We start from the raw sequence: 21,880 nt of genomic DNA, 5'->3' as shown, positions 1-21,880 counted from the left end.
GTATGGCAACCATTCATGTAGACGGTAAAGAGTTCGAGGTAGACGGGGCAGATAACCTGCTGCAAGCCTGTCTGTCCCTGGGTCTGGACGTCCCCTATTTTTGCTGGCACCCGGCGCTCGGTAGCGTCGGCGCCTGCCGCCAGTGTGCGGTCAAACAGTATCAGAATGCCGACGACAAGCGCGGCCGCCTGGTCATGTCCTGCATGACCCCGTCCACCGATGGCAGCTATATCTCCATCGAGGACGAAGAGGCGAAAAAATTTCGCAAGACTGTGGTGGAGTGGCAGATGACCAACCACCCCCACGACTGCCCGGTGTGTGAAGAGGGCGGCGCCTGCCACCTGCAAGACATGACGGTGATGACCGGCCACAACAGCCGTCGCTACCGCTTCACCAAGCGCACCCACCAGAATCAGGATCTCGGCCCCTTCATCAACCACGAGATGAACCGCTGCATCGCCTGCTATCGCTGCGTGCGCTACTACAAGGATTACGCCGGCGGCGAGGATCTGGGGGTCTACGGCGCCCACGACAACGTCTACTTCGGCCGGGTCGAGGATGGCACCCTGGAGAGCGAGTTCTCCGGCAACCTGGTGGAGGTCTGCCCCACCGGCGTCTTCACCGACAAGACCCATTCCGAGCGCTACAACCGCAAGTGGGACATGCAGTTTGCCCCCAGCATCTGCCAGCAGTGCTCGGTCGGCTGCAACATCAGCCCGGGTGAGCGCTACGGCGAGCTGCGCCGCATCGAGAACCGCTTCCACGGCGCCCTGAACCACTACTTCCTCTGTGATCGTGGCCGCTTCGGTTACGGCTATGTCAACCAGGCCGACCGCCCGCGCCAACCCCTGCTTCAGGATGGCAATGACAAGCTGGCCATCACGGTCGACGGCGCCCTCAACCGCGCCGCCGATGCCCTGCGCACCGCCTCCGGCATCATCGGTATCGGCTCGCCCCGGGCGTCGCTCGAGAGCAACTTCGCCTTGCGCGAGCTGGTGGGCGCCGCCAACTTCTACGCAGGGGTCGAGCAGAGCGAATGGGAATGCCTGCAGAAGATGCTGCAGATCCTGCAACAGGGTGGCGTACGCACCCCGAGCCTGCGTGACATGGAAGAGGCCGACGCCGTGCTGGTGCTGGGTGAAGATGTCACCCAGACGGCCGCCCGCATCGCCCTGGCCCTGCGCCAGGCGGTCAAGGGCAAGGGGCGCGAGATCGCCCGCAAGCTGAAGGTGGACCTGTGGCAAGTCGCCGCGGTGCAGACCCTGGCCCAGAACGAGCGCTACCCGCTGCTCATTACCAGCCTGGATCAGACCCGTCTCGACGACGTGGCCGCCGATACACTGCATGCCCCTCACGCCGATCAGGCCCGCCTCGGCTTTGCCATCGCCCACCTGCTCGACGGTTCCGCCCCTGCCCCGCAGGATCTGGACGCCGATCAGCTGGCTCAAGCGACCCGCTGGGCCGAGCTGCTTGGCAACGCCAAGAAGCCGCTCATCATCGCGGGCTCCGGTGCCCGCAGCCAGGCGCTGATCGAGGCGGCCAGCAACATAGCCCACGCCCTCAAGGGTCGTGGTCAGAGCGTCGAACTGGCACTGGTGGCCCAGGAGACCAACAGCCTGGGGCTGGCCATGCTGGCCGGCAACGCCGCCCCCCTGGAAGCCGCCCTCGAGCGCATCGAAGGGAGCGAGTCCCTTGCGCTGATCACCCTGGAGAACGATCTCTATCGCCGTGCCCCCCGCAACCGGGTCGATGCCGCCATCAAGCGCCTGCAGCATCTGCTGGTGGTGGATCATCAGGACACCCGCACCTCCCAGCAGGCCCACCTGGTGCTGCCTGCCGCCAGCTTTGCGGAGGCCGATGGCACTGTGGTGAACATGGAAGGCCGTGCCCAGCGCTTCTTCCAGGTCTATGCCCCCGCCTTCTACGACGCCGACATCCAGGTGCGCGAAGGCTGGCGCTGGCTGGCCGCGCTGCAAGGCACGCTGGACGGCAAGTCCCCGCGCTGGAGCAGCTTCGATGAGGTGAGTGCGGCCTGCGCCGCCTCTGCCCCGCTGCTGGCCACCATGGGCGAAGCCGCCCCCAATGCCGGGCTGCGTATCCGCGGCATGAAGCTCGCCCGCGAGCCGCACCGCTACAGCGGCCGCACCTCCATGCTGGCGGATCAGAACGTGAGCGAGCCCCGGGTGGCGCAAGACCCCGACTCCCCCTTCAGCTTCTCCATGGAAGGCTACGCCGGTGCCCGCCAGCCGATGCAACAGGTGCCGTTCGCCTGGGCGCCGGGCTGGAACTCCCCCTCTGCCTGGAACAAGTTCCAGAGCGAGGTGGGTGGCAACCTGCGAGCCGGCGATCCCGGTCGTCGTCTGCTGGAGCCGGGTGAAGACAGCCTCGGCTGGTTCGAGACCATCCCCGCCCCCTTCGGCGCCCAGGCGGCGCTGCAAGTGGTGAGCTACGAGCAACTCTTTGGCGGGGAAGAGCTCTCCGCGCGCAGCCCCGTCATCCAGGCGCGCATGGCCGCCCCCGAGCTGGTGCTTAACCCGGGCGACGCCACCCGCTTCGCCCTCCATGCTGGCAACCTGGTGGCCTTCTCCTGGGGCGGCCACCACTGGCGACTGACCCTGCGGGTCAGCGAGCGGCTGGCACAGGGGCTGCTCGGTCTGCCGCTGGGCGCCCATGGCCTGCCGACCGCGCTGCACCAGGCCTATGTGACTGACTTGCAGGAGGCCATCGCATGAGCAATGAGCTGATCGATCTGTTGCTGGAGGTAGGCAAAGCCTTGATCGTGCTGGTGGGGATTGTGGGGGCTGGCGCCTTCATGAGCTTCATCGAGCGCCGTCTGCTGGCGCTCTGGCAAGACAGGTACGGCCCCAACCGGGTGGGCCCCTTCGGCCTGCTGCAACTGGCGGCCGACATGGTCAAGATGTTCTTCAAGGAGGACTGGATCCCGCCCTTCGCGGATCGCCGGATCTTCGTGCTGGCCCCCATCATCGCCTTTACCGCCTTCATCCTGGCGTTTGCGGTGGTGCCCATCACCCCCACCTGGGGCGTGGCGGATCTCAACGTGGGGCTGCTCTACATCCTGGCCATAGCAGGGCTGGCGGTCTACGCCGTGCTCTTTGCCGGCTGGTCGAGCAACAACAAGTACTCCCTGCTCGGCAGCCTGCGCGCCTCGGCCCAGACCCTCTCCTACGAGGTGTTCCTCGGCCTCTCCCTGATGGGCATCGTCATCCAGACCGGCAGCTTCAACCTGCGGGATATAGTCGAAGCGCAAGCCGGATTGTGGAACGTGATCCCCCAGTTCCTGGGTTTCATCACCTTCCTGTTTGCCGGGGTTGCCGTCACCCACCGTCACCCGTTTGACCAGCCGGAGGCCGAGCAGGAGCTCGCCGACGGCTATCACATCGAGTACGCGGGCATGAAGTGGGGTCTGTTCTTCGTGGGCGAGTACATCGGCATAGTGCTGATCTCCTCCCTCATAGTGACCCTCTTCTTCGGTGGCTGGCACGGCCCCTGGTTGCCGCCCTTCATCTGGTTTGCCCTGAAGACCGCCTGTTTCATGGTGTTCTTCATCCTGCTGCGGGCCTCCCTGCCCCGCCCGCGCTTTGACCAGGTGATGTCCTTTGGCTGGAAAGTCTGCTTACCGCTTACCTTGCTCAACATGCTGGTAACCGGCGCCGTCGTGCTTATGAACGTGCAGTGAGGCACCAATGAAAATTACGAGCATTATCAAGGGTGTTGGCACCCAACTGCGCAGTCTGGGGATGGTCTTCTCCCATGCCTGGCGCCCCCGCGAGACCCTGAGCTACCCGGAGCAGCAGGTCTATGCCGCGCCCCGTTTCCGTGGCCGCATCGTGTTGACCCGGGATCCCGACGGTGACGAGCGCTGCGTGGCGTGCAACCTGTGCGCCGTGGCCTGCCCGGTCGGCTGCATCTCGCTGCAAAAAGCGGAGCGGGACGACGGTCGCTGGTACCCGGAGTTCTTCCGCATCAACTTCTCCCGCTGCATCTTCTGCGGTCTGTGTGAAGAGGCCTGCCCCACCACCGCCATCCAGCTGACGCCGGATTTCGAGATGGGCGAGTATCGCCGCCAGGATCTGGTGTACGAGAAGGAAGATCTGCTGATCAGCGGCCCCGGCAAATACCCGGACTACAACTTCTACCGCATGAGCGGGATGGCCATCGACGGCAAGCCCAAAGGGGATGCCGAGAACGAAGCCAAGCCCATCGATGTCAAGAGCCTGCTGCCCTAGGAGTCAATCATGGAACTGGCATTTTATGCCGCGGCCCTGGTCGCCGTTTACAGCACGCTGCGGGTCATCAGCACCAGCAACCCCATGCATGCGTTGCTCAATCTCATCATCTCGCTCATCGCCGTGGCCATGATCTTCTTCTGCCTGGGAGCCTCCTTCGCAGGCGCCCTGCAGGTGATCGTCTACGCCGGCGCCATCATGGTGCTGTTCGTGTTCGTGGTGATGATGCTGAACTTAGGGAGCGCCCAGGATCAGGAGCGCAACTGGCTCACCCCCATGACCTGGGGTGGGCCTGCCCTGCTCTCCCTCATCCTGCTCGGCTTCCTGGCCTACGGCATTCTCGGGGTCACCGGCGGTGAGCTCGGGCAGACCGACGTCAGTGCGAAAGAGGTCGGCATCGCCCTGTTCGGCCCCTATGTACTGGCGGTGGAGCTCGCCTCCATACTGCTGCTGGCGGGTCTGGTCACCGCCTATCACCTTGGCCGTGAAGACAAGAGCGGGGAAGTGCTCTCCGTCCCCAAACCCACCGCTCGCCCATCTCAGGAAGGAGGTCAGCAATGAGTGGTATCCCCATGGAGCACGGCCTTCTGCTGGCCGCCATCCTGTTCTGCATCGGTTTGTGCGGTCTGTTAATTCGCCGTAACTTGCTGTTTATCCTCATGAGTATCGAAATCATGATGAATGCGTCCGCCCTGGCGTTCGTGGTGGCTGGCAGCCGCTGGGCCCAGGCCGACGGCCAGATCATGTACATTCTGGTGATTTCTCTGGCGGCAGCGGAGGCCAGTATCGGCCTCGCCCTGTTACTGCTGCTCTATCGTCGTTACCACACCCTGAACGTGGACACTGTGAGCGAGATGCGCGGATGAGCCTCCTATATCTGACTTTCCTGTTCCCCCTGCTGGGGTGGCTGCTGCTGGCCTTCTCCATCGGCCGTCTCGGCGAGCGCAGCGCGGCGCTGATCGGTGTCGGCAGCATAGGCCTGTCGGCTCTGACCACAATCTGGGTCGGGTTCGACTTCCTCAATCACACCCCCGAGGGCGGCGTCTATACCCAGACCCTGTGGCAGTGGATGTCGGTGGGTGAATTCCAGCCCACCTTCCGCCTGGCGCTGGACGGCCTGTCGCTGACCATGTTGGGGGTGGTGACAGGGGTGGGTTTCTTCATCCACCTGTTCGCCTCCTGGTACATGCGCGGAGAAGAGGGCTATTCACGCTTCTTCACCTACACCAACCTGTTTATCGCCAGCATGGTGTTTCTGGTACTGGCCGATGACCTGCTGTTCGTCTATCTGGGTTGGGAAGGGGTGGGGCTCTGCAGCTACCTGCTGATCGGCTTCTACTACCGCAACCCGGCCAACGGCGCGGCCGCCCTCAAGGCATTCGTGGTGACCCGGGTCGGCGACGTCTTCCTCGCCATCGGGCTGTTCGTCCTGTACCGGGAACTCGGCACCCTCAACATCCACGAGCTGCTGGTGCGTGCTCCGGCGATGTTTGCCGAGGGCTCCCCTGCCCTGTCGTTCGCCTGCCTGATGCTGCTCGGTGGCGCGGTTGGCAAATCCGCCCAGCTGCCCCTGCAGACCTGGCTGGCGGACGCCATGGCGGGCCCGACCCCGGTCTCGGCGCTGATCCACGCGGCCACCATGGTGACCGCCGGTGTCTACCTCATCGCCCGTACCCACGGCCTCTTCCTGCTGGCTCCCGAGATCCTCCATCTGGTGGCGCTGGTGGGCGTCATCACACTAGTGCTGGCAGGCTTTGCCGCCCTGGTGCAGACCGACATCAAGCGGATCCTGGCTTACTCCACCATGAGCCAGATAGGCTACATGTTCTTAGGCTTGGGGGTCGGCGCCTGGGAAGGGGCCATCTTCCACCTGATGACCCACGCCTTCTTCAAGGCGCTCTTGTTCCTCTCCTCTGGTGCGGTGATCATCGCCTGCCACCACGAGCAGAACATCTTCAAGATGGGGGGCCTGCGCAAGAGCCTGCCCCTGGTCTATGCCTGCTTCCTGGTGGGGGGCTCGGCCCTGGCCGCGTTGCCGCTGGTCACCGCCGGTTTCTACAGCAAGGACGCCATCCTCTGGCAAGTGCAGGCCAGTGGCCAGAGCGCCCTGCTGTGGGCCGGTCTGGGTGGGGCCTTCCTGACCTCCCTCTACACCTTCCGCCTCATCTTCATCGCCTTCCACGGCAAGGCGCAGACGCAGGCGCACAAAGGCCACGGCCTGGCCCACCAGCTGCCGCTGCTGGTGCTGCTGGTGCTCTCCACCGCGGTGGGCGCCCTGATAGTGCCACCGCTCGCCGGAGTACTGCCGGCAGGCCCGGGGGATCATATCGAGGAGGGCCGTCACAGCCTCGAGATCCTCTCCGGCGTCATCGCCGTGGCAGGCATTGCGCTCGCCGCCTTCCTCTTCCTCGGCGAACGTCGTCTGGCAAAAAGCATCGCAAATAGTGCTCCTGGCCGCCTGCTCAGCACCCTCTGGTTCAATGCCTGGGGCTTTGACTGGCTCTATGACTGGATCTGGGTCAAGCCCTACCTGCTGGTGACCCGCTTGCTCGGCAAGGATCCGCTGGATCGGATGATGAACCTGCCCGCCGTGCTGGCCCAGGGTGGCCACCAGCTGCTGGCCTGGACTGTGTCCGGCAAGCTGCGCTGGTACGCCGCCTCCATGGGGATGGGCGCCGCCCTGATCCTGGCCCTGCTGCTGCTCGGTTGACGTCGATGCATTCCCTGAATTCACAGGCCTGCGGGCCTACACAGCGACCAGAACCTATAAGAGAGCTGATATCGTGACCTTACTCTGGATCTTGTTAATTCCTTTTATCGGCGGCTTGCTCTGCTGGCAGATGGAGCGGCTCGGCGGACAATTCGTTCGCTGGGTAGCCCTGCTCTCCATGAGCGCCTGTCTGTTGCTCTCCGGTGCCATCTGGCTCGGCGGTGACTTCTCCCTCGCCAGCCCCGGGCTCCCCGTCTGGGCGGCCGAGTGGCAGCAACCCTGGATCCCCCGCTTCGGCATCTCATTGCACCTGGCGGTAGACGGCTTGTCGCTCCTGATGGTGATGCTCACCAGCTTCATCGGCGTGCTGGCCATCCTCTGCTCCTGGAAAGAAATCGTGCAGCGCATCGGCTTCTTCCACCTCAACCTGCTGTGGATCCTGGGGGGCGTGCTCGGCGTCTTCATGGCGGTGGACCTGTTCCTCTTCTTCTTCTTCTGGGAGATGATGCTGGTTCCCATGTACTTCCTGATCGCGCTCTGGGGCCATTCGGTTACCGACGGTAAATCCCGGATCAACGCGGCCACCAAGTTCTTCATCTACACCCAGGCCAGCGGCCTCATCATGCTGGTGGCCATCCTGGGGCTGGTACTGACTCACCACGCCGCCACCGGCGTCTTTACCTTCAACTACCTCGACCTGCTCAACACCCCGATGAGCAAGGGCGTACAGTGGCTGCTGATGCTGGGCTTCTTCATCGCCTTCGCGGTCAAGATGCCGCTGGTGCCGCTCCATGGCTGGTTGCCGGACGCCCATAGTCAGGCACCGACCGCAGGTTCCGTGGATCTGGCGGGCATCTTGCTGAAGACAGCCGCCTACGGCCTGCTGCGCTTCACCCTGCCGCTGTTCCCGGAGGCCTCCGCCCAGTTCGCCCCCTACGCCATGCTCCTTGGCCTGTTCGGCATCGTCTACGGCGCCCTGCTGGCGTTCGCCCAGACAGACATCAAACGGCTGGTGGCCTACACCAGCATCTCCCACATGGGTTTCGTGATGATCGCCATCTACTCCGGTAGCGAGCTGGCGCTGCAGGGCGCCGTGGTGCAGATGATCGCCCACGGCCTCTCCGCCGCCGGCCTCTTCATCCTCTGTGGCCAGCTCTACGAGCGCCTGCACACCCGGGACTTGCGCCTGATGGGCGGCCTCTGGGGTCGGCTGCGTTACCTGCCCGGCGTCATGCTGTTCTTCTCGGTGGCCTCCCTTGGCATGCCGGGCACCGGCAACTTCGTCGGCGAGTTCCTGATCCTCATCGGCAGCTTCCAGGTGGCCCCCATCATCACCATCATCGCCACCTTCGGCCTGGTGCTGGCCTCGGTCTACTCCCTCATCATGCTGCAGCGCGCCTGCTTCGGAGCTCCCAAGGACGAGAGCGTCCTCAAGGGCCTGGACAGACGGGAGCTGGCCATGATGCTGACCATAGCCGGTCTGCTGGTGCTGCTCGGTCTCTACCCGCAACCCGTGCTCGACACCGCCAGCAGCAGCCTGCTGAGCGTGCTGCACTGGTACGCGCTGCCAGCCACAGGAGCACTGCAATGATGCCCTCTGTTTCTCTCTCCCTTTCCTTGTCCACGCCGGGAGCCTTGTCATGACGTTTACCGCCGCCCAACTATTGGCCCTGCTGCCCCTGTTGCTGACCACGGGGGCCATGGTCGCCCTGATGCTCGCCATCGCCTGGAAGCGCTGCGATGACACCGCCTTCGTGGTGACCATCACAGGCCTCAACCTGGCGCTCTTCTCCCTGCCCATCGTCATGGCCCAGGGGGATCAGGGGGTCACTCCCCTGCTGCAAGTGGACAGCTACGCGGTCTTCTACATGGGGCTGGTGCTCATCGGCGCCCTGGCCACCTGTACCTTCGGTCGCTCCTGGCTCAAGGGCTACCCGGACAACCGGGAAGAGTTCTACCTGCTGCTGCTGATCGCCACCGCCGGTGGCCTGGTGCTGGCGGGTTCCCGCCATCTCGCGTCACTGTTTATCGGGATCGAGATGCTGACCCTGCCCATGTTCGGTCTGGTGGGTTATGCCTACCGCGAGCGCCATTCCCTGGAGGCCAGCATCAAGTACATGGTGCTCTCCGCCGCCGCTACCGCCTTCCTGCTGTTCGGCATGGCGTTGCTCTATGCCCAGGCGGGCAGCCTGAGCTTCAGCGATCTCGGTCTGACCCTGGCCCAGAGCCCGGCTCACCAGCCACTGCTGATGGGGGGCTTTGGCCTGATGCTGGTGGGCTTTGCGTTCAAGTTGTCCCTCGCCCCCTTCCACCTCTGGACCCCGGACGTGTACGAGGGCGCCCCGGCACCTGTGGCCACCTTCCTCGCCACCGTCAGCAAGATAGCCGTGTTTTGCGTGCTGCTGCGCTTCTACCTGGCGGTGCCGGCCACCTCGGATCCCATGATCCACTGGCTGCTGGCGGCCATGGCGGTCATCTCCATCGTGGTCGGCAACCTCTTGGCGCTGATCCAGACCAACATCAAGCGGATGATGGGTTACTCCTCCATCTCCCACTTCGGCTACCTGCTGGCGGTGGTGGTGGCGAGCCGCCTCGGCCAGATGCCGGTGGAAGCGGCCGGTGTCTACCTGCTGATGTACCTCTTCACCAGCCTGGGGGCCTTCGGCGTCATCAGCATGATGTCCAGCCCCTATCGCGGCAAGGATGCGGACTCCCTGCACAGCTATCGCGGCCTGTTCTGGAAACGCCCCTACCTGACCGCCGTCATGACGGTGATGATGCTCTCCCTGGCGGGTATCCCCATGACGCTGGGCTTCATCGGCAAGTTCTACCTCATCGGGGTGACGGTCGAGGCGCAACTCTGGTGGCTCTGCGGCGCCATAGTGCTCGGCAGCGCCCTGGGGCTCTACTACTACCTGAGAGTCATGGTCACCCTCTACCTGCGCGAACCCGGCATGCAGCTGCGCGATGCCAAGGCCGACTGGGCCTTCTCCTCCGGCGGGCTGGTGGTGCTGCTCTCCGCCATCATCGTCTTGGCCATGGGGATCTATCCCCAACCGGTCATCAGCCTGGTGCAGGGCTTCCAGCACCTGGTACTCCACTAAACCGCTCCCCCCAGCGATAAAAAAACCGGCCAGTTGGCCGGTTTTTCATTGCTGCAGAGTATCTGGCGGGATTAGCCCAGACGCACCCGAGCGTTTCTGAACATCCGCATCCAGGCGCCATCCTCGCCCCAGTTGTCCGGGTGCCAGGAGTTCGCCACGGTGCGGAATACCCGCTCAGGGTGCGGCATCATGATAGTCGCGCGGCCGTCCGTGGTGGTGACCGCAGTGATGCCCGCCGGTGCCCCGTTCGGGTTGGCCGGATACTGCTCGGTGACCTTGCCGCGGTTGTCGACGAAACGCAGCCCCACCAGGCCGCTGGCTTGCAACGCCGCCAGGTGAGCGGCGTCGCGCACCTCCACCCGCCCTTCCCCGTGGGAGACGGCGATGGGCATCACAGAGCCCGCCATGCCGGCGAAGAAGGCGGACGGAGAGTCCTGTACTTCCACCAGGCTGAAGCGCGCCTCGAAGCGCTCGGAGCGGTTGCGCACGAAGCGCGGCCACAGATCGGCCCCCGGAATGAGGTCACGCAGGTTGGACATCATCTGGCAACCGTTGCACACCCCCAGAGTCAGGGTGTCGCCACGCTCGAAGAAGCGCTGGAACTGCTCGCGGGCGCCGTCGTTGAACAGGATGGACTTGGCCCAGCCTTCCCCCGCCCCCAGCACGTCGCCGTAGGAGAAGCCGCCACAGGCCACCAGACTCTGGAACTCTTCCAGCTTGATGCGACCGGACAGGATGTCGCTCATGTGCACGTCCACGGCAGCAAAACCGGCACGATCGAAAGCGGCGGCCATCTCCACGTGGGAGTTGACCCCCTGCTCGCGCAGTACCGCCAAACGAGGAGAGACCCCGCGAGCGATATAGGGCGCAGCCACATCCTCGGACGGATTGAAGCTCAAGGAGGCATGCAGACCCGGGTCGGTCGCATCCTGGCGAGCGGCGTGCTCCTGATCGGCGCACTCGGGGTTATCACGAAGACGCTGCATCTGCCAGCTGGTCTCACCCCAGAGGGTGCGCAGGGCGGTACGACTGGCACGATAGACCTCTTGCCCGGCGCGGCTGAACCGCAGGCTGTCCTGGTCGTCGACGCTGCCGATGACATGGACGCAGGCGGCCAGGCCATGGCCCGCCAGCAGGGTCATGACGGCTTCCTTGTCGGCACGGCACACCTGAATGACGGCACCCAGCTCCTCGTTGAACAGCGCGGGCAACAGCTCGCCACCGACGCGATCGAGCTGGATGTCGAGGCCGCAGTGACCGGCGAAGGCCATCTCGGTCAGGGTGACGAACAGGCCGCCGTCGGATCTGTCGTGGTAAGCCACAATCTTGCGATCCGCCACCAGCGCCTGGATGGCGTTGAAGAAGCCCTTGAGTTGAGTCGGGTTGTCGAGATCCGGCGCGCTGTCGCCCAGCTGGCGGTAGACCTGAGCCAGGGCGGAGGCGCCCAGGCGCTGCTTGCCGTTGCCAAGGTCAATCAGGATGAGATCTGTCTCGCCGAGATCGGTACGCAGCTGGGGGGTGACGGTGTTGCGCACATCCTCGACCCGCGCGAAGGCGGTGATGAGCAGGGAGAGCGGCGAGGTGACGCTGCGCTCCTCGCCATCTTGCTGCCAGCGGGTCTTCATGGACATGGAGTCCTTGCCGACCGGGATGGTGATGCCAAGGGCCGGGCAGAGCTCTTCACCCACCGCCTTGACCGCCTCATAGAGACCGGCATCTTCCCCCGGGTGACCGGCGGCAGACATCCAGTTGGCGGAGAGTTTGACCCGCTTCAAGGAGCCGATGTGAGCCGGTGCCAGGTTGGTGAGCGCCTCGGCCACCGCCATGCGGGCGGAGGCTGCGTGGGAGAGCAGCGCCACCGGGGTGCGCTCCCCCAGGGACATGGCTTCCCCGTGATAGCTGTCATAGGTGGCGGCGGTGACGGCGCAATCGGCCACCGGGATCTGCCAGGGGCCGACCATCTGGTCGCGGTTGACCAGACCGGTCACGCTGCGATCGCCAATGGTGATGAGGAAGGACTTCTCCGCCACCGTCGGCAGGCGCAATACCCGCTCGGCGGCATCGGACAAGGTGATGCCATCGAGCATCAGGGCCTTGCCCTGGGCGGGCAGGCTCTGCACATCGCGGTGCATCTTGGGCGCCTTGCCGAGCAGCACGTCCAGGGGCAGATCGATGGGCTGGTTGTCAAAATGGGCATCGGAGAGCGTGAGATGCGGCTCGGCGGTGGCGGTACCGATGACGGCGTAAGGGGCGCGCTCGCGCTCGCACAGGGCCTTGAACAGCGCCAGCTTCTCCTGAGGCACCGCCAGTACGTAGCGCTCCTGGGATTCGTTGCACCAGATCTCCAGCGGGCTCATGCCCGGCTCGTCGCTCGAAATGGCACGCAAATCGAAACGACCACCGCGCTCACCGTCATTGACCAATTCCGGCATGGCGTTGGAGAGGCCACCGGCGCCCACGTCGTGGATGAAGGCGATGGGATTCTCGTCACCGAGCTGCCAGCAGCGATCGATCACCTCCTGGCAGCGACGCTCCATCTCGGGGTTGTCACGCTGTACCGAGGCAAAGTCGAGATCCTCGGCGGACTGGCCGGAGGCCATGGAGGAGGCCGCGCCGCCCCCCAGACCGATGTTCATGGCCGGGCCGCCCAGCACGATCAGGGCGGCGCCCACCGGGATCTCCGCTTTTTGCACATGCTCGCTGCGGATATTGCCAAGGCCGCCAGCCAGCATGATGGGCTTGTGGTAGCCACGCACTTCGACGCCATTGTGGCTCGGCACCAGCTCTTCGAAGGTACGGAAGTAGCCGAGCAGGGCCGGACGGCCAAACTCGTTGTTGAAGGCGGCGCCGCCCAGCGGCCCCTCCTGCATGATGTCGAAGGCGCTGACGATGCGGCTCGGCTTGCCGAAATCCTGCTCCCAGGGCTGTTCGAAACCGGGGATGCGCAGGTTGGAGACGGAGAAACCGACCAGACCGGCCTTGGGCTTGGCGCCGCGTCCGGTCGCACCCTCATCGCGGATCTCGCCACCGGAGCCGGTGGCGGCGCCCGGGAAGGGAGAGATGGCGGTCGGGTGGTTGTGAGTCTCCACCTTCATCAGGATATCGACCCGCTCCTGGTGATACTGATACTCACCCTTGCTGCTCGGGAAGAAGCGGCCACCCTGGCTCCCTTCCATCACGGCGGCGTTGTCTTTGTAGGCAGACAGCACATAGTCCGGGGTCTGCTCGAAGGTATTCTTGATCATCTTGAACAGCGACTTGGGCTGGCGCTCGCCATCTATGGTCCAGTCGGCGTTGAAGATCTTGTGACGACAGTGCTCGGAGTTCGCCTGGGCGAACATGTAGAGCTCGATGTCGTTGGGATTGCGACCAAGGCGGGTGAAGTTCTCCACCAGGTAGTCGATTTCGTCATCGGCCAGGGCCAGACCCAGGGCGATGTTGGCAGAAGCCAGGGCGCTGCGGCCACCGCCCAGCACGTCCACCTGGGTGAAGGGGCGCGGGGCCTGATGGGCAAAGAGGGCGCTCGCCTGCTCGGGGGCGCTGAACACTGTCTCCATCATGCGGTCATGGAGCAGGGCCGTTATCTCGGCGTGCTGGGCCGCATCAAACTCGCCTTCCACGTAATAGGCAATGCCACGCTCGAGCCGCTTGACCTGGGTCAGGCCGCAGTTGTGGGCGATGTCGCTTGCTTTGGAAGACCAGGGGGAGATAGTGCCGGGACGGGGGGTAACGAGGAAGAGTTGGCCGCTGGGGGCATGTTCGGGGATAGTCGGGCCGTAGCGCAGCAACCGTCCCAGTGTCGTTCGCTCCGCATCCGAGAGCGGCGCCGACAGCTCGGCAAAATGCACATATTCGGCATAGATACTGCTTATCTCGAGTCCTCTGTGCGCGAAGCTTTGCAGCAACTTGTTGATACGAAACTCAGACAGTGCAGGCGCACCTCGCAAGATTTCCATATGACCTTTCTCACCAAGTTTTAATGTGTGGGGGGATTTGAGACGCGCGTATTATAGGGATCCCTCCCCTGCCGGACAAACGTTTTTATCCACGGCGCCGGTGTGACTCGCCTCGGACTCTCTGGTATAAAGGAGCCTCTTTTTTGACAAATGCCGAATTTTTCAACAAGGGTACTCGCCTACTTGCGCCACATTGTTCGACTATTTCTCGCCGTGATCATGACGCTGCTCCTCGCCAGCTGTGACTTTCACACCCCCTCCAGCCAGCTGGAGCAGATCCGTCAGCGAGGCGAGATCCGGGTCGGGACCCTCTACGGGCCCACCTCCTATTACCAAAGAGACGACACCGCCTTCGGTTACGATTACGAACTGGCGCAATCCTTTGCCGACTGGCTCGGCGTCAAGCTGACCATCATTCCAGTCAACACCAGTGCCGAACTGGTCGGGCTGCTTGAGGGTGACAAACTGGACCTCGTTGCCGCCGCCATCGTCGTCACCCCGGAGCGCCGAGCCCAATTTCGCTTCGGCCCCGGTTTTTACCAGGTCTCCCCCAAGCTGGTCTATCGCAATGGTTCCCGGCGCCCGCGCAGCCTGGATGACATAGACGGCAAGCTGGTGGTGGCCCAGGGCTCGAGCGGTGAAGATCTGCTCAAGGAGTTTCAGGTATCCCACCCCACACTCAGCTGGCAAGCCGATCCCAAGTCGGACACCGAGGATCTGCTCAAGATGCTGGCCGAGGGGAAAATTGACTACACCATAGTGCAAAATACCGTGCTGGCACGCACCCAGCGTTACTACCCCGAGCTTGCCGAGGCGCTCACCCTCTCCGACAGCCAGACCGTGGCCTGGGTCATGAACCGCCTGCCCGATGACAGCCTCTATGCCAGCGTCATCGACTTCTTCGGCCAACGCTTCATGGATGGCGCCATCGCCAAGCTCGACGAGAAATATTTTGGCCATGTGCAGAACTTCGATTTTGTCGATACCCGCACCTTCCTGCGCCGGGCCAAGGAGCTGCTGCCCAAGTATCAGGAGCTGTTCAAGCAACATGCCCTGGAGATTGACTGGCGCCTGCTGGCCGCCATCAGTTATCAGGAGTCCCACTGGGATCCTGCTGCCCGCTCCTACACCGGAGTGCGCGGCATGATGATGTTGACCGAAAACACCGCCAAGGCCATGGGAGTCAAGGACAGAACCCACCCGGAGGAGAGCATCGAAGGGGGCGCCCGCTACCTCAAACTGATGGTCGACAAGGTGCCGGACTCGGTACCCGAGGACGAGAAGGTGTGGTTTGCCCTCACCGCCTACAACATCGGCTATGGCCACATGATGGATGCCCGCCGCCTGACCAAGCAGCTGGGCAAGGATCCGGACAGCTGGGGGGACGTCAAGGAGGTGCTGCCGCTGCTGCAACAGGCCCGCTGGCACAGCAAGGTTCGCTACGGCTATGCCCGCGGTGGCGAGGCGCGCAACTATGTCAACAACGTGCGCCAGTATTACCAGAGCCTGCTGTGGCTCGACAACGAACAGCAGAAGGCGCAACGGCGTGAGGCGCTGGACGAGGACGACAACGAGCCCGTCAGCGATGAGGCTTCTCACCCAAGTCCCATCGCCGAGGTAGTGAGCCGGATCACGGGGGTCGAACAAGGCTGAATCAAGCGTCTGTCTAAGCCCGCGCAAGCCTGCTATCATCCTGTCACATCGGAGCCTATCCGAAATTGTTTTTGTCCCTCACATCCTCAGGTCGAGATAGCAGACAGCACTTTCAGATGGGCTCCACCCTTAAGTTCCAATGATGTCACCGGACGGCCATCGGCCTGTCATGCCATTTAGGAGGAGACCAAGATGCAAAAACGTAGAAAGACTCGTCTGGTCAAAGCGACAAAGAGCGGCTGGAGCCCCAGGCGCAAACTCAAGCTCAATGACACCAAACGCAAGATCTGGCGCCGCAACCGCTCCTACACCCTGCTCATCGCAGAGTGAGCCAGCCAAAACCGGACCAAGAATAAAGGCGCCATCAGGCGCCTTTATTCTGTGCTAAATCATCTCGCAAGCTTACCACCAGCCGAGCAGATTACGTCCCGCCAGGGCGCCCCACACCACCACATTCAGTGCCAGCACGAGGAAGACGGCGGCCGAGCCCAAATCTTTGGCCCGTCCAGACAACTCATGATGTTCTGAGCCTATCCTGTCCACCACCGCCTCTACCGCCGAGTTGAGCACTTCGACAATCACCACCAGCCAGCTCACCGCGATCAGCAGCAATATCTGGTTGAGATCCCCCCCGACCCAGAAGGCAAGCGGCATCAACAGCAGGATCAGCACCAGCTCCTGGCGGAAGGCGGCCTCGTTGAGCCAGGCTGATTTGAGCCCCTTCATGCTATAGCCGGTTGCATTGATGATCCGGGTCAGACCGGTCGCGCCAGGTTTTGCCACAAAAAACTACCTCGGGTAGGGATGAAATGGCCTCACATCCTATCAGAGCCGCCCAAGGTTTCAATCGACAGGGTTTTGCTTTATTTTATCTCTTTGCTTTTTCGCCGCCTGTGGCTATGCCACCCACTCGAGACTTGAGTTTGTATGTCCATTCACACCGATGAATTGCGCACCCGGCGCCTGGAGTCCCTCATCACCCCGAGCGAACTCGCCGCCGCCTTCCCCATTACCGACAAGATCGCCCAGAACCTGCTCGATGCCCGCCGTGATGTCGAGGCCATACTGGCCGGTAACGACCAGCGTCTGCTGGTGGTAGTGGGGCCCTGCTCCATCCACGACCCCATTGCCGCCCTCGACTATGCCGCCCGGCTCAATGCCCTGCGCGACCAATACCAAGAGACGCTGTGCATCGTCATGCGCACCTATTTCGAGAAACCGCGCACCATAGTCGGCTGGAAGGGGCTCATCAACGATCCGCGCCTGGACGGCAGCTTCGACGTCAATGAAGGACTCAAGCTGGCGCGCAAGCTGCTGGCGGACATCAACGCCCTGGGTCTGCCCACCGCCACCGAGTTCCTCGATATGGTGACCGGTCAGTACATCAGCGATCTCATCACCTGGGGTGCCATAGGCGCCCGCACCACCGAATCCCAGGTCCACCGCGAGATGGCCTCGGCGCTCTCCTGCCCGGTCGGCTTCAAGAATGGCACCGACGGCAACACCCGCATCGCCATCGATGCGGTGCGCGCCGCCCGCCACAGCCACATCTTCTACTCGCCGGATAAAGACGGCAAGATGACCATCTACCGCACCGCCGGCAACCCCTATGGTCATGTGATACTGCGTGGCGGCCACAGGCCCAACTATGATACCGCCAGCGTGGATGAAGCCTGCGAGGCACTGGCCAAGGTCAACCTACCCGAGCGGCTGGTGGTGGATTTCAGCCATGGCAACAGCTTGAAGGATCATCGTCGCCAGCTGTTGGTGGCGCAGGATATCTGCGATCAGCTGCGCCGTGGCCGCACCGGCATCGCCGGCATCATGGCCGAGAGCTTCCTGGTCGAAGGCCGTCAGGATGTGGAGAACGGCTGTGCCGCCACCTTCGGCCAGAGCATCACCGATGCTTGCCTCTCCTGGGACGATACCGAGACCCTGCTGGCCATGCTGGCCGAGGCTTCACAAGTGCGGATAAGCAAGACAGCCCAACGCTGACACAAACCGCGCTGCGTCAACGTCTTCGGCCAGAGCATCACCGATGCTTGCCTCTCCTGGGACGATACCGAGACCCTGCTGGCCATGCTGGCTGAGGCTTCACAAGTGCGGATAAGCAAGGTAAACCTTCGCTAACGGCCACGCCAAGCGCAATGGCTGACGAAGCAAAGGGGCAGGTGTCCGTGACACCTGCCCCTTTCTCTTGCGCGATAGTCGGCCCTTTACAGACTCGGCATAAACCAGACCCGCCCCCCCGCCTCCAGCCGGTTGGTCCTGATCTGGAACACCCGCTCGAGCAGGGCCTCGTCGATAAGCTCAACCCCGCCCTCGCACACCATCTCCCCCCCTTGCAGACAGAGCATTCGATCGGCCCAATCGATGGCAAGATTGATGTCGTGAATGGCCATCACCACCAGCAATCCCTGTCGACTGACCGACTTGAGCAGGCGCAGCAGCGCCAGCTGGTGATGCAGATCCAACCCGGCCAGGGGCTCGTCGAGCAGCAGCAGGCGTCCCGCCGGATTGAGCCCGGGCCAGACCTGCAACAGGGTGCGGGCGATCAATACCCGCTGCTGTTCCCCCCCCGAGAGCCGGCTGAAGTCCCGCCCGAGCAGATGATCGAGCTCCAGGGCCTGGCACAGCGCTGCCATGGCCTCTCGGGCAGCCTGGCTGACGGCGCCGGGCTCGCCAAGGCCCAGCGCCAGCACTGAGAACACCGGGGTATGAAACAGATGGGGCTGGCGCTGAGGCAGCATGGCCCGGCGTCTGGCCAGATCCGGCAGACTCAGGGAAGCCAGTGTGTCTCCGGACAAGGTGATGCTGCCCTCGGCGGGGAGCAGACCGGCCAGGGCGCCGAGCAGGGTCGATTTCCCGCTGCCATTGGGGCCAAGCAGGGCCACCAGCTGGCCGCCCTGCCAATCGAGGGAGAGGGGGGCCAACCGACCCGCCAGGCTCAGTTGCCGGGCGCAGAGCAGCGCCTTGTCATCAACGGGGCTGATCATGGGATTGCCTGAGCAGAAGATAAATAAAGAGAGGCGCGCCGACCGAGGCGGTCACCACCCCAATGGGCAACTCCCCCGCCGCCAGCAGGGTGCGGGCACAGAGATCCGCCCCCAGCAGCAGGGCGCCGCCCCCCAGGGCGGAGGCGGGCAGCAAGAAGCGCTGATCGCTCACCCCGCACAGACGCAGCAGATGAGGCACCACCAGACCGACGAAGCCAATGACGCCGCACAGGGCCACCGCGAGCCCGGTCAGCAGACAGACCGCCAGCACCAGACGCACCCGCAGGCGATGCACATCCAGCCCCATCAGGCGGGCCTGGGTCTCCCCCAGCAGCAACTGCTGCAGCGCCCTGCCCTGGCGGATCAGCCAGAGCAGGGTCAGTGGCATCAACAGCCACCACCAGCCGAGTTGCTGGCTGCCATAAGCCAGGCTGCCCATCATCCAGAACATGAACTCGCGCACCGACCCGTCGTCGGCGAAATACATCAACCAGGTCATCACGGCGTTGGTGAGTATGCCGATGGCCACCCCGAGCAAGAGCAGGCGAGCATGGCCCAGATGGGCGCGGCGGGCGGCCAGCAGCAGCAGGAGCGTCACCAGCAAGGCACCGCCGAAGGCGGCCAGGGAGAGGGCCCAACCCGGCAGCGCCATGTCGGCGCCCTTGGCCAGGGCCATGGCCAGCATGGCGGCAAGCCCGGCGCCGCTCGACACCCCAAGCAGGCCGGGCTCGGCCACGGGGTTATGGAGCATCACCTGCAACACCGCGCCGCCGCAGGCCAGAGAGGCCCCCGCCAGCAGGGCGAGCAGGGCGCGAGGCAAACGCAGCTCCAGCAGAATCTGCTGCTCCAGCGGCCCCAGCGGCTGCCAGGGCAGCACCATAAAGGCGCCGACGCAGAGCGAGAGCAAAAACAGCAACAGGGTCAGGCAGAGCAGGCCAAGCAGCAGCCGCTGCTGCCAGCGGCGCTGACGGGCGATCAAGGTGGTAAACAAGGCATATCCCGGACAGAGGTCTGTGGGTCAAACACCGAGGGTGCCGATATGGCCCCTCATCATGGCCGTCATGATAGCAAGGCAGAGGGCCCCGTGGTCAAGGCGATGTCGCGGGCCGCACCGGAACCGTCGCCATCGGCGGGTAATAGCGAGCGACAATCCGGGCCAGCTCACCGCTTTTCACCGTCTCGGCCAGGGCCTGTTCTATCTTGACGCCCAGCGCCTTGTGCGGGGAGAGGCGGCTCATGGCCAGGTAGACCCCCTCCTGCTCTGGCGGGCGATAAGTCGTCTTGACCAGCCCCGCCGGGTTATGCCTGGAGAGGATGTAATCCATGTGGCAAGAGCCCGCGACCATCACCTGCAGGTGATCGCGCATCAGCATGCCCAACAGTTGCGTCTCGGTCGGCACCCCATGCTTGTCGAGCTGTTCATCATTGTCAAAACGGGCGAAGTGGGCTGACTTGAGCACATAACCTACCTGATGGGCGCCCAGATCCTGATAATTGCGGATCTGGCCCGCCAGATCGGGACGGGCGTAGAAGGCTGGCGGACAGGCGATGTAGGGCGGTGACAGATACTCCACATAGCGCTCGCGCTCTAGGGTCTTGGCAATGCTGAACACCATGTCGATCTCCCCCACCTCGGCATACCTCAATACCCGCCCCCAGGGGTAGATCTTGACGATGAATTGCAAACCGGTATGCCGCTCCAGGGCCTGGATCAGGTCGATGTCGATGCCGCTCATCCGACCCTGTCCATCCACCATGATGAAGGGGGGCCACTCACTGCTGGCCACGGTCAGGGTTCTCGATGGCGCAGCCATCAGGCCAAAGAGCGGCATCAATAGCCAGCAGCCCCATATCCATTTCAACATCTTACCTCCCCATCCATGGTATCTATGCAAAGCGACTCATCATTCGCCCGGTTTATAATGGGACGCCAACTGCGCCAACTCACCACTCGCCACCAGCTCGGCCAGGGCGGCCTGGATCCGCTCTTTTAGCGGCTGGGCCTTTGAATGTTTGCTCATGCCCAGATAGAGAGTGACGGGTTTATCCGGGCGGTAACGGGTCTTGATAAGGCCCGCCGGGTTGGCGAGACTCAGGGCGTAATCAACCTGGCAATCCGTGCCTATCATCAGCGGCAGGTGGCCGCGTGAGACCATGCCGAGCAGTTGTTCTTCGGTGGGCACCCCATGCTTGTTGAGGCTCTTGTCTTCATCAAAGGGGCTGAAATAGCTCGATTTGAGCACATAACCCACCTCGTGATGGGCCAAGTCTCCATAACGGCGGATCTGGGCGGCGAGCAGCGGCTCGGCATAAAAGGCCGGGCGGCACTGATAATACGCCGGTTGCAGATAGTCGATAAAGGCGGTGCGCTCCGGAGTCTTGGCCAGCCCTATCATGAGATCGACCTGGCCGGTTTGCATGCGCTGCAGGGCGCGTCCCCAGGGGAAACGCTCGACCTTGATGGGGATATCGAGGTGGCGCGCCAGGGCCGCCAGAATATCCACATCCAGTCCCTCGAAGCGGCCATCGGCCCTGAGTATGCGAAACGGGGGCCAGACGTCGGTCGCGACCGTCAGACTGGCGGGCTCCCCCTCACCTTCCTGTGATCCTTGCGCTCCCTGCACCAGGCTGGCCCATATCAGGACAACAGATAGCCAGCTCCACTTGAACATTCCCTGTTTTCCTCGCTGAGATGGTTCGCTAAAAATACCTTGAAGAGGGGCTTATGGATATGACTCGACTGAGATATAACAGGCGCCATTGCGCCAAGGAGCCGCTCATGAACCCCGTTTCGGTCCGCATAAAGTGGGTAATCTGCACCCAATCCCTCATGTCAAGGAGCCACCCATGAATCCTATTTTGACCAGCATCGGGCTGTTAATCTGCAGCAATGTCTTCATGACCTTTGCCTGGTATGCCCACCTCAAGGAGATGAACCACAAACCCTGGATCATCGCCGCCCTGGTGAGCTGGGGCATCGCCCTGCTCGAATACCTGTTCCAGGTCCCCGCCAACCGGATAGGCCATACGGTACTCAATGTGGGCCAGCTCAAGATCTTGCAGGAGGTGATCACCCTCACCATCTTCGTGCCCTTCTCGGTCTTCTATCTCAAGGAGGATCTCAAGTGGGACTACCTCTGGGCCGGGCTTTGCATCATGGGGGCGGTCTTTTTTGTGTTCCGCGAGAAACTCATGAGTTGATAAGCAGATACAA

At 63.3% G+C, this 21,880-nt stretch carries 18 protein-coding genes; 12 read left to right on the top strand and 6 right to left on the bottom strand.

The window, feature by feature from the left end; translation table 11 throughout:
• Nucleotides 1-2 precede the first annotated feature (2 nt).
• The 8 genes from nuoG to nuoN all read left to right on the top strand — a co-directional run bounded on the left by nuoG (nucleotide 3) and on the right by nuoN (nucleotide 10,061).
• A complete protein-coding gene (gene nuoG, locus KYK33_RS08160; protein WP_224432653.1) occupies nucleotides 3-2,732 on the top strand; it encodes an NADH-quinone oxidoreductase subunit NuoG in 2,730 nt (909 codons plus the stop codon).
• Entirely contained in the window at nucleotides 2,729-3,697 is a 969-nt protein-coding gene (gene nuoH / locus KYK33_RS08155; protein ID WP_025327220.1) for an NADH-quinone oxidoreductase subunit NuoH, read from the top strand. The genes nuoG and nuoH overlap by 4 nt, the downstream gene beginning before the upstream one ends.
• 7 nt (nucleotides 3,698-3,704) lie before the next feature.
• Nucleotides 3,705-4,247, top strand: a complete 543-nt coding sequence (nuoI, locus tag KYK33_RS08150) for an NADH-quinone oxidoreductase subunit NuoI (protein ID WP_005324242.1) — start codon at nucleotides 3,705-3,707, stop codon at nucleotides 4,245-4,247.
• Between the two features lie 9 nt (nucleotides 4,248-4,256).
• Nucleotides 4,257-4,808: an NADH-quinone oxidoreductase subunit J gene (nuoJ, locus tag KYK33_RS08145; protein WP_042043679.1), complete on the top strand. Its 552-nt coding sequence runs from the start codon at nucleotides 4,257-4,259 to the stop codon at nucleotides 4,806-4,808.
• On the top strand, nucleotides 4,805-5,113 hold the full coding sequence (gene nuoK, locus KYK33_RS08140; protein ID WP_041205926.1) for an NADH-quinone oxidoreductase subunit NuoK: 309 nt from the start codon (nucleotides 4,805-4,807) through the stop codon (nucleotides 5,111-5,113). Before nuoJ ends, nuoK begins: the two co-directional genes overlap by 4 nt.
• Nucleotides 5,110-6,957, top strand: coding sequence for an NADH-quinone oxidoreductase subunit L (gene nuoL, locus KYK33_RS08135; protein ID WP_224432652.1), 1,848 nt, complete (start codon nucleotides 5,110-5,112; stop codon nucleotides 6,955-6,957). Before nuoK ends, nuoL begins: the two co-directional genes overlap by 4 nt.
• 73 nt (nucleotides 6,958-7,030) lie before the next feature.
• Nucleotides 7,031-8,548, top strand: a complete 1,518-nt coding sequence (nuoM, locus tag KYK33_RS08130; protein WP_224432651.1) for an NADH-quinone oxidoreductase subunit M — start codon at nucleotides 7,031-7,033, stop codon at nucleotides 8,546-8,548.
• Between the two features lie 49 nt (nucleotides 8,549-8,597).
• Nucleotides 8,598-10,061 carry an NADH-quinone oxidoreductase subunit NuoN gene (gene nuoN / locus KYK33_RS08125; RefSeq protein WP_224432650.1) on the top strand — a complete coding sequence of 488 codons (1,464 nt, stop codon included), beginning with the start codon at nucleotides 8,598-8,600 and terminating at the stop codon, nucleotides 10,059-10,061.
• Between the two features lie 71 nt (nucleotides 10,062-10,132).
• On the opposite strand, the gene purL is transcribed toward nuoN, so the two are convergent.
• Nucleotides 10,133-14,017: a phosphoribosylformylglycinamidine synthase gene (gene purL, locus KYK33_RS08120; RefSeq protein WP_224432649.1), complete on the bottom strand. Its 3,885-nt coding sequence runs from the start codon at nucleotides 14,015-14,017 to the stop codon at nucleotides 10,133-10,135.
• Between the two features lie 150 nt (nucleotides 14,018-14,167).
• Between purL and mltF the strand changes: the two genes are divergently transcribed.
• Together mltF and KYK33_RS08110 are read left to right on the top strand one after the other, a co-directional pair.
• Nucleotides 14,168-15,670: a membrane-bound lytic murein transglycosylase MltF gene (gene mltF / locus KYK33_RS08115; protein ID WP_224432648.1), complete on the top strand. Its 1,503-nt coding sequence runs from the start codon at nucleotides 14,168-14,170 to the stop codon at nucleotides 15,668-15,670.
• Nucleotides 15,671-15,862: 192 nt separating this feature from the next.
• On the top strand, nucleotides 15,863-16,000 hold the full coding sequence (locus KYK33_RS08110; protein WP_198135310.1) for a hypothetical protein: 138 nt from the start codon (nucleotides 15,863-15,865) through the stop codon (nucleotides 15,998-16,000).
• A 72-nt stretch (nucleotides 16,001-16,072) separates the two neighbouring features.
• Here KYK33_RS08110 and KYK33_RS08105 read toward each other — a convergent pair whose 3' ends face one another.
• Nucleotides 16,073-16,453, bottom strand: coding sequence for a diacylglycerol kinase (locus KYK33_RS08105; RefSeq protein WP_042043671.1), 381 nt, complete (start codon nucleotides 16,451-16,453; stop codon nucleotides 16,073-16,075).
• 144 nt (nucleotides 16,454-16,597) lie between these two features.
• Here KYK33_RS08105 and KYK33_RS08100 point away from each other — a divergent pair, with 144 nt between their 5' ends.
• On the top strand, nucleotides 16,598-17,665 hold the full coding sequence (locus KYK33_RS08100; RefSeq protein ID WP_224432647.1) for a 3-deoxy-7-phosphoheptulonate synthase: 1,068 nt from the start codon (nucleotides 16,598-16,600) through the stop codon (nucleotides 17,663-17,665).
• Nucleotides 17,666-17,886: 221 nt separating this feature from the next.
• Here the strand turns inward: KYK33_RS08100 and KYK33_RS08090 are convergent, their stop codons facing one another.
• The 4 genes from KYK33_RS08090 to KYK33_RS08075 all read right to left on the bottom strand — a co-directional run bounded on the left by KYK33_RS08090 (nucleotide 17,887) and on the right by KYK33_RS08075 (nucleotide 21,338).
• Nucleotides 17,887-18,666 (bottom strand): ATP-binding cassette domain-containing protein, encoded by a 780-nt coding sequence (locus tag KYK33_RS08090; RefSeq protein WP_224432646.1) that lies wholly within the window; start codon nucleotides 18,664-18,666, stop codon nucleotides 17,887-17,889.
• A complete protein-coding gene (gene btuC / locus KYK33_RS08085) occupies nucleotides 18,650-19,657 on the bottom strand; it encodes a vitamin B12 ABC transporter permease BtuC (RefSeq protein WP_042043665.1) in 1,008 nt (335 codons plus the stop codon). The genes KYK33_RS08090 and btuC overlap by 17 nt, the downstream gene beginning before the upstream one ends.
• A gap of 97 nt (nucleotides 19,658-19,754) precedes the next feature.
• Nucleotides 19,755-20,531, bottom strand: a complete 777-nt coding sequence (locus KYK33_RS08080) for a substrate-binding periplasmic protein (RefSeq protein ID WP_224432645.1) — start codon at nucleotides 20,529-20,531, stop codon at nucleotides 19,755-19,757.
• 39 nt (nucleotides 20,532-20,570) lie between these two features.
• Nucleotides 20,571-21,338: a substrate-binding periplasmic protein gene (locus KYK33_RS08075; RefSeq protein ID WP_224432644.1), complete on the bottom strand. Its 768-nt coding sequence runs from the start codon at nucleotides 21,336-21,338 to the stop codon at nucleotides 20,571-20,573.
• Nucleotides 21,339-21,513: 175 nt separating this feature from the next.
• Between KYK33_RS08075 and KYK33_RS08070 the strand changes: the two genes are divergently transcribed.
• Entirely contained in the window at nucleotides 21,514-21,867 is a 354-nt protein-coding gene (locus KYK33_RS08070; protein WP_224432643.1) for a DMT family protein, read from the top strand.
• Nucleotides 21,868-21,880: the final 13 nt, after the last annotated feature.

It is taken from the genome of Aeromonas rivuli (assembly GCF_020149575.1).
Classification (GTDB): domain Bacteria; phylum Pseudomonadota; class Gammaproteobacteria; order Enterobacterales; family Aeromonadaceae; genus Aeromonas; species Aeromonas rivuli.
This window is presented reverse-complemented; position numbering and strand designations above follow the sequence as displayed.

Bases quoted from the DNA above. Each gene is read 5' to 3' on its own strand.
- nuoG (WP_224432653.1), top strand. From the start codon at position 3: ATGGCAACCATTCATGTAGACGGTAAAGAGTTCGAGGTAGACGGGGCA.
- nuoH (WP_025327220.1), top strand. From the start codon at position 2,729: ATGAGCAATGAGCTGATCGATCTGTTGCTGGAGGTAGGCAAAGCCTTG.
- nuoI (WP_005324242.1), top strand. From the start codon at position 3,705: ATGAAAATTACGAGCATTATCAAGGGTGTTGGCACCCAACTGCGCAGT.
- nuoJ (WP_042043679.1), top strand. From the start codon at position 4,257: ATGGAACTGGCATTTTATGCCGCGGCCCTGGTCGCCGTTTACAGCACG.
- nuoK (WP_041205926.1), top strand. From the start codon at position 4,805: ATGAGTGGTATCCCCATGGAGCACGGCCTTCTGCTGGCCGCCATCCTG.
- nuoL (WP_224432652.1), top strand. From the start codon at position 5,110: ATGAGCCTCCTATATCTGACTTTCCTGTTCCCCCTGCTGGGGTGGCTG.
- nuoN (WP_224432650.1), top strand. From the start codon at position 8,598: ATGACGTTTACCGCCGCCCAACTATTGGCCCTGCTGCCCCTGTTGCTG.
- purL (WP_224432649.1), bottom strand. From the start codon at position 14,017: ATGGAAATCTTGCGAGGTGCGCCTGCACTGTCTGAGTTTCGTATCAAC.
- mltF (WP_224432648.1), top strand. From the start codon at position 14,168: ATGCCGAATTTTTCAACAAGGGTACTCGCCTACTTGCGCCACATTGTT.
- KYK33_RS08110 (WP_198135310.1), top strand. From the start codon at position 15,863: ATGCAAAAACGTAGAAAGACTCGTCTGGTCAAAGCGACAAAGAGCGGC.
- KYK33_RS08100 (WP_224432647.1), top strand. From the start codon at position 16,598: ATGTCCATTCACACCGATGAATTGCGCACCCGGCGCCTGGAGTCCCTC.
- KYK33_RS08090 (WP_224432646.1), bottom strand. From the start codon at position 18,666: ATGATCAGCCCCGTTGATGACAAGGCGCTGCTCTGCGCCCGGCAACTG.
- KYK33_RS08080 (WP_224432645.1), bottom strand. From the start codon at position 20,531: ATGTTGAAATGGATATGGGGCTGCTGGCTATTGATGCCGCTCTTTGGC.
- KYK33_RS08075 (WP_224432644.1), bottom strand. From the start codon at position 21,338: ATGTTCAAGTGGAGCTGGCTATCTGTTGTCCTGATATGGGCCAGCCTG.
- KYK33_RS08070 (WP_224432643.1), top strand. From the start codon at position 21,514: ATGAATCCTATTTTGACCAGCATCGGGCTGTTAATCTGCAGCAATGTC.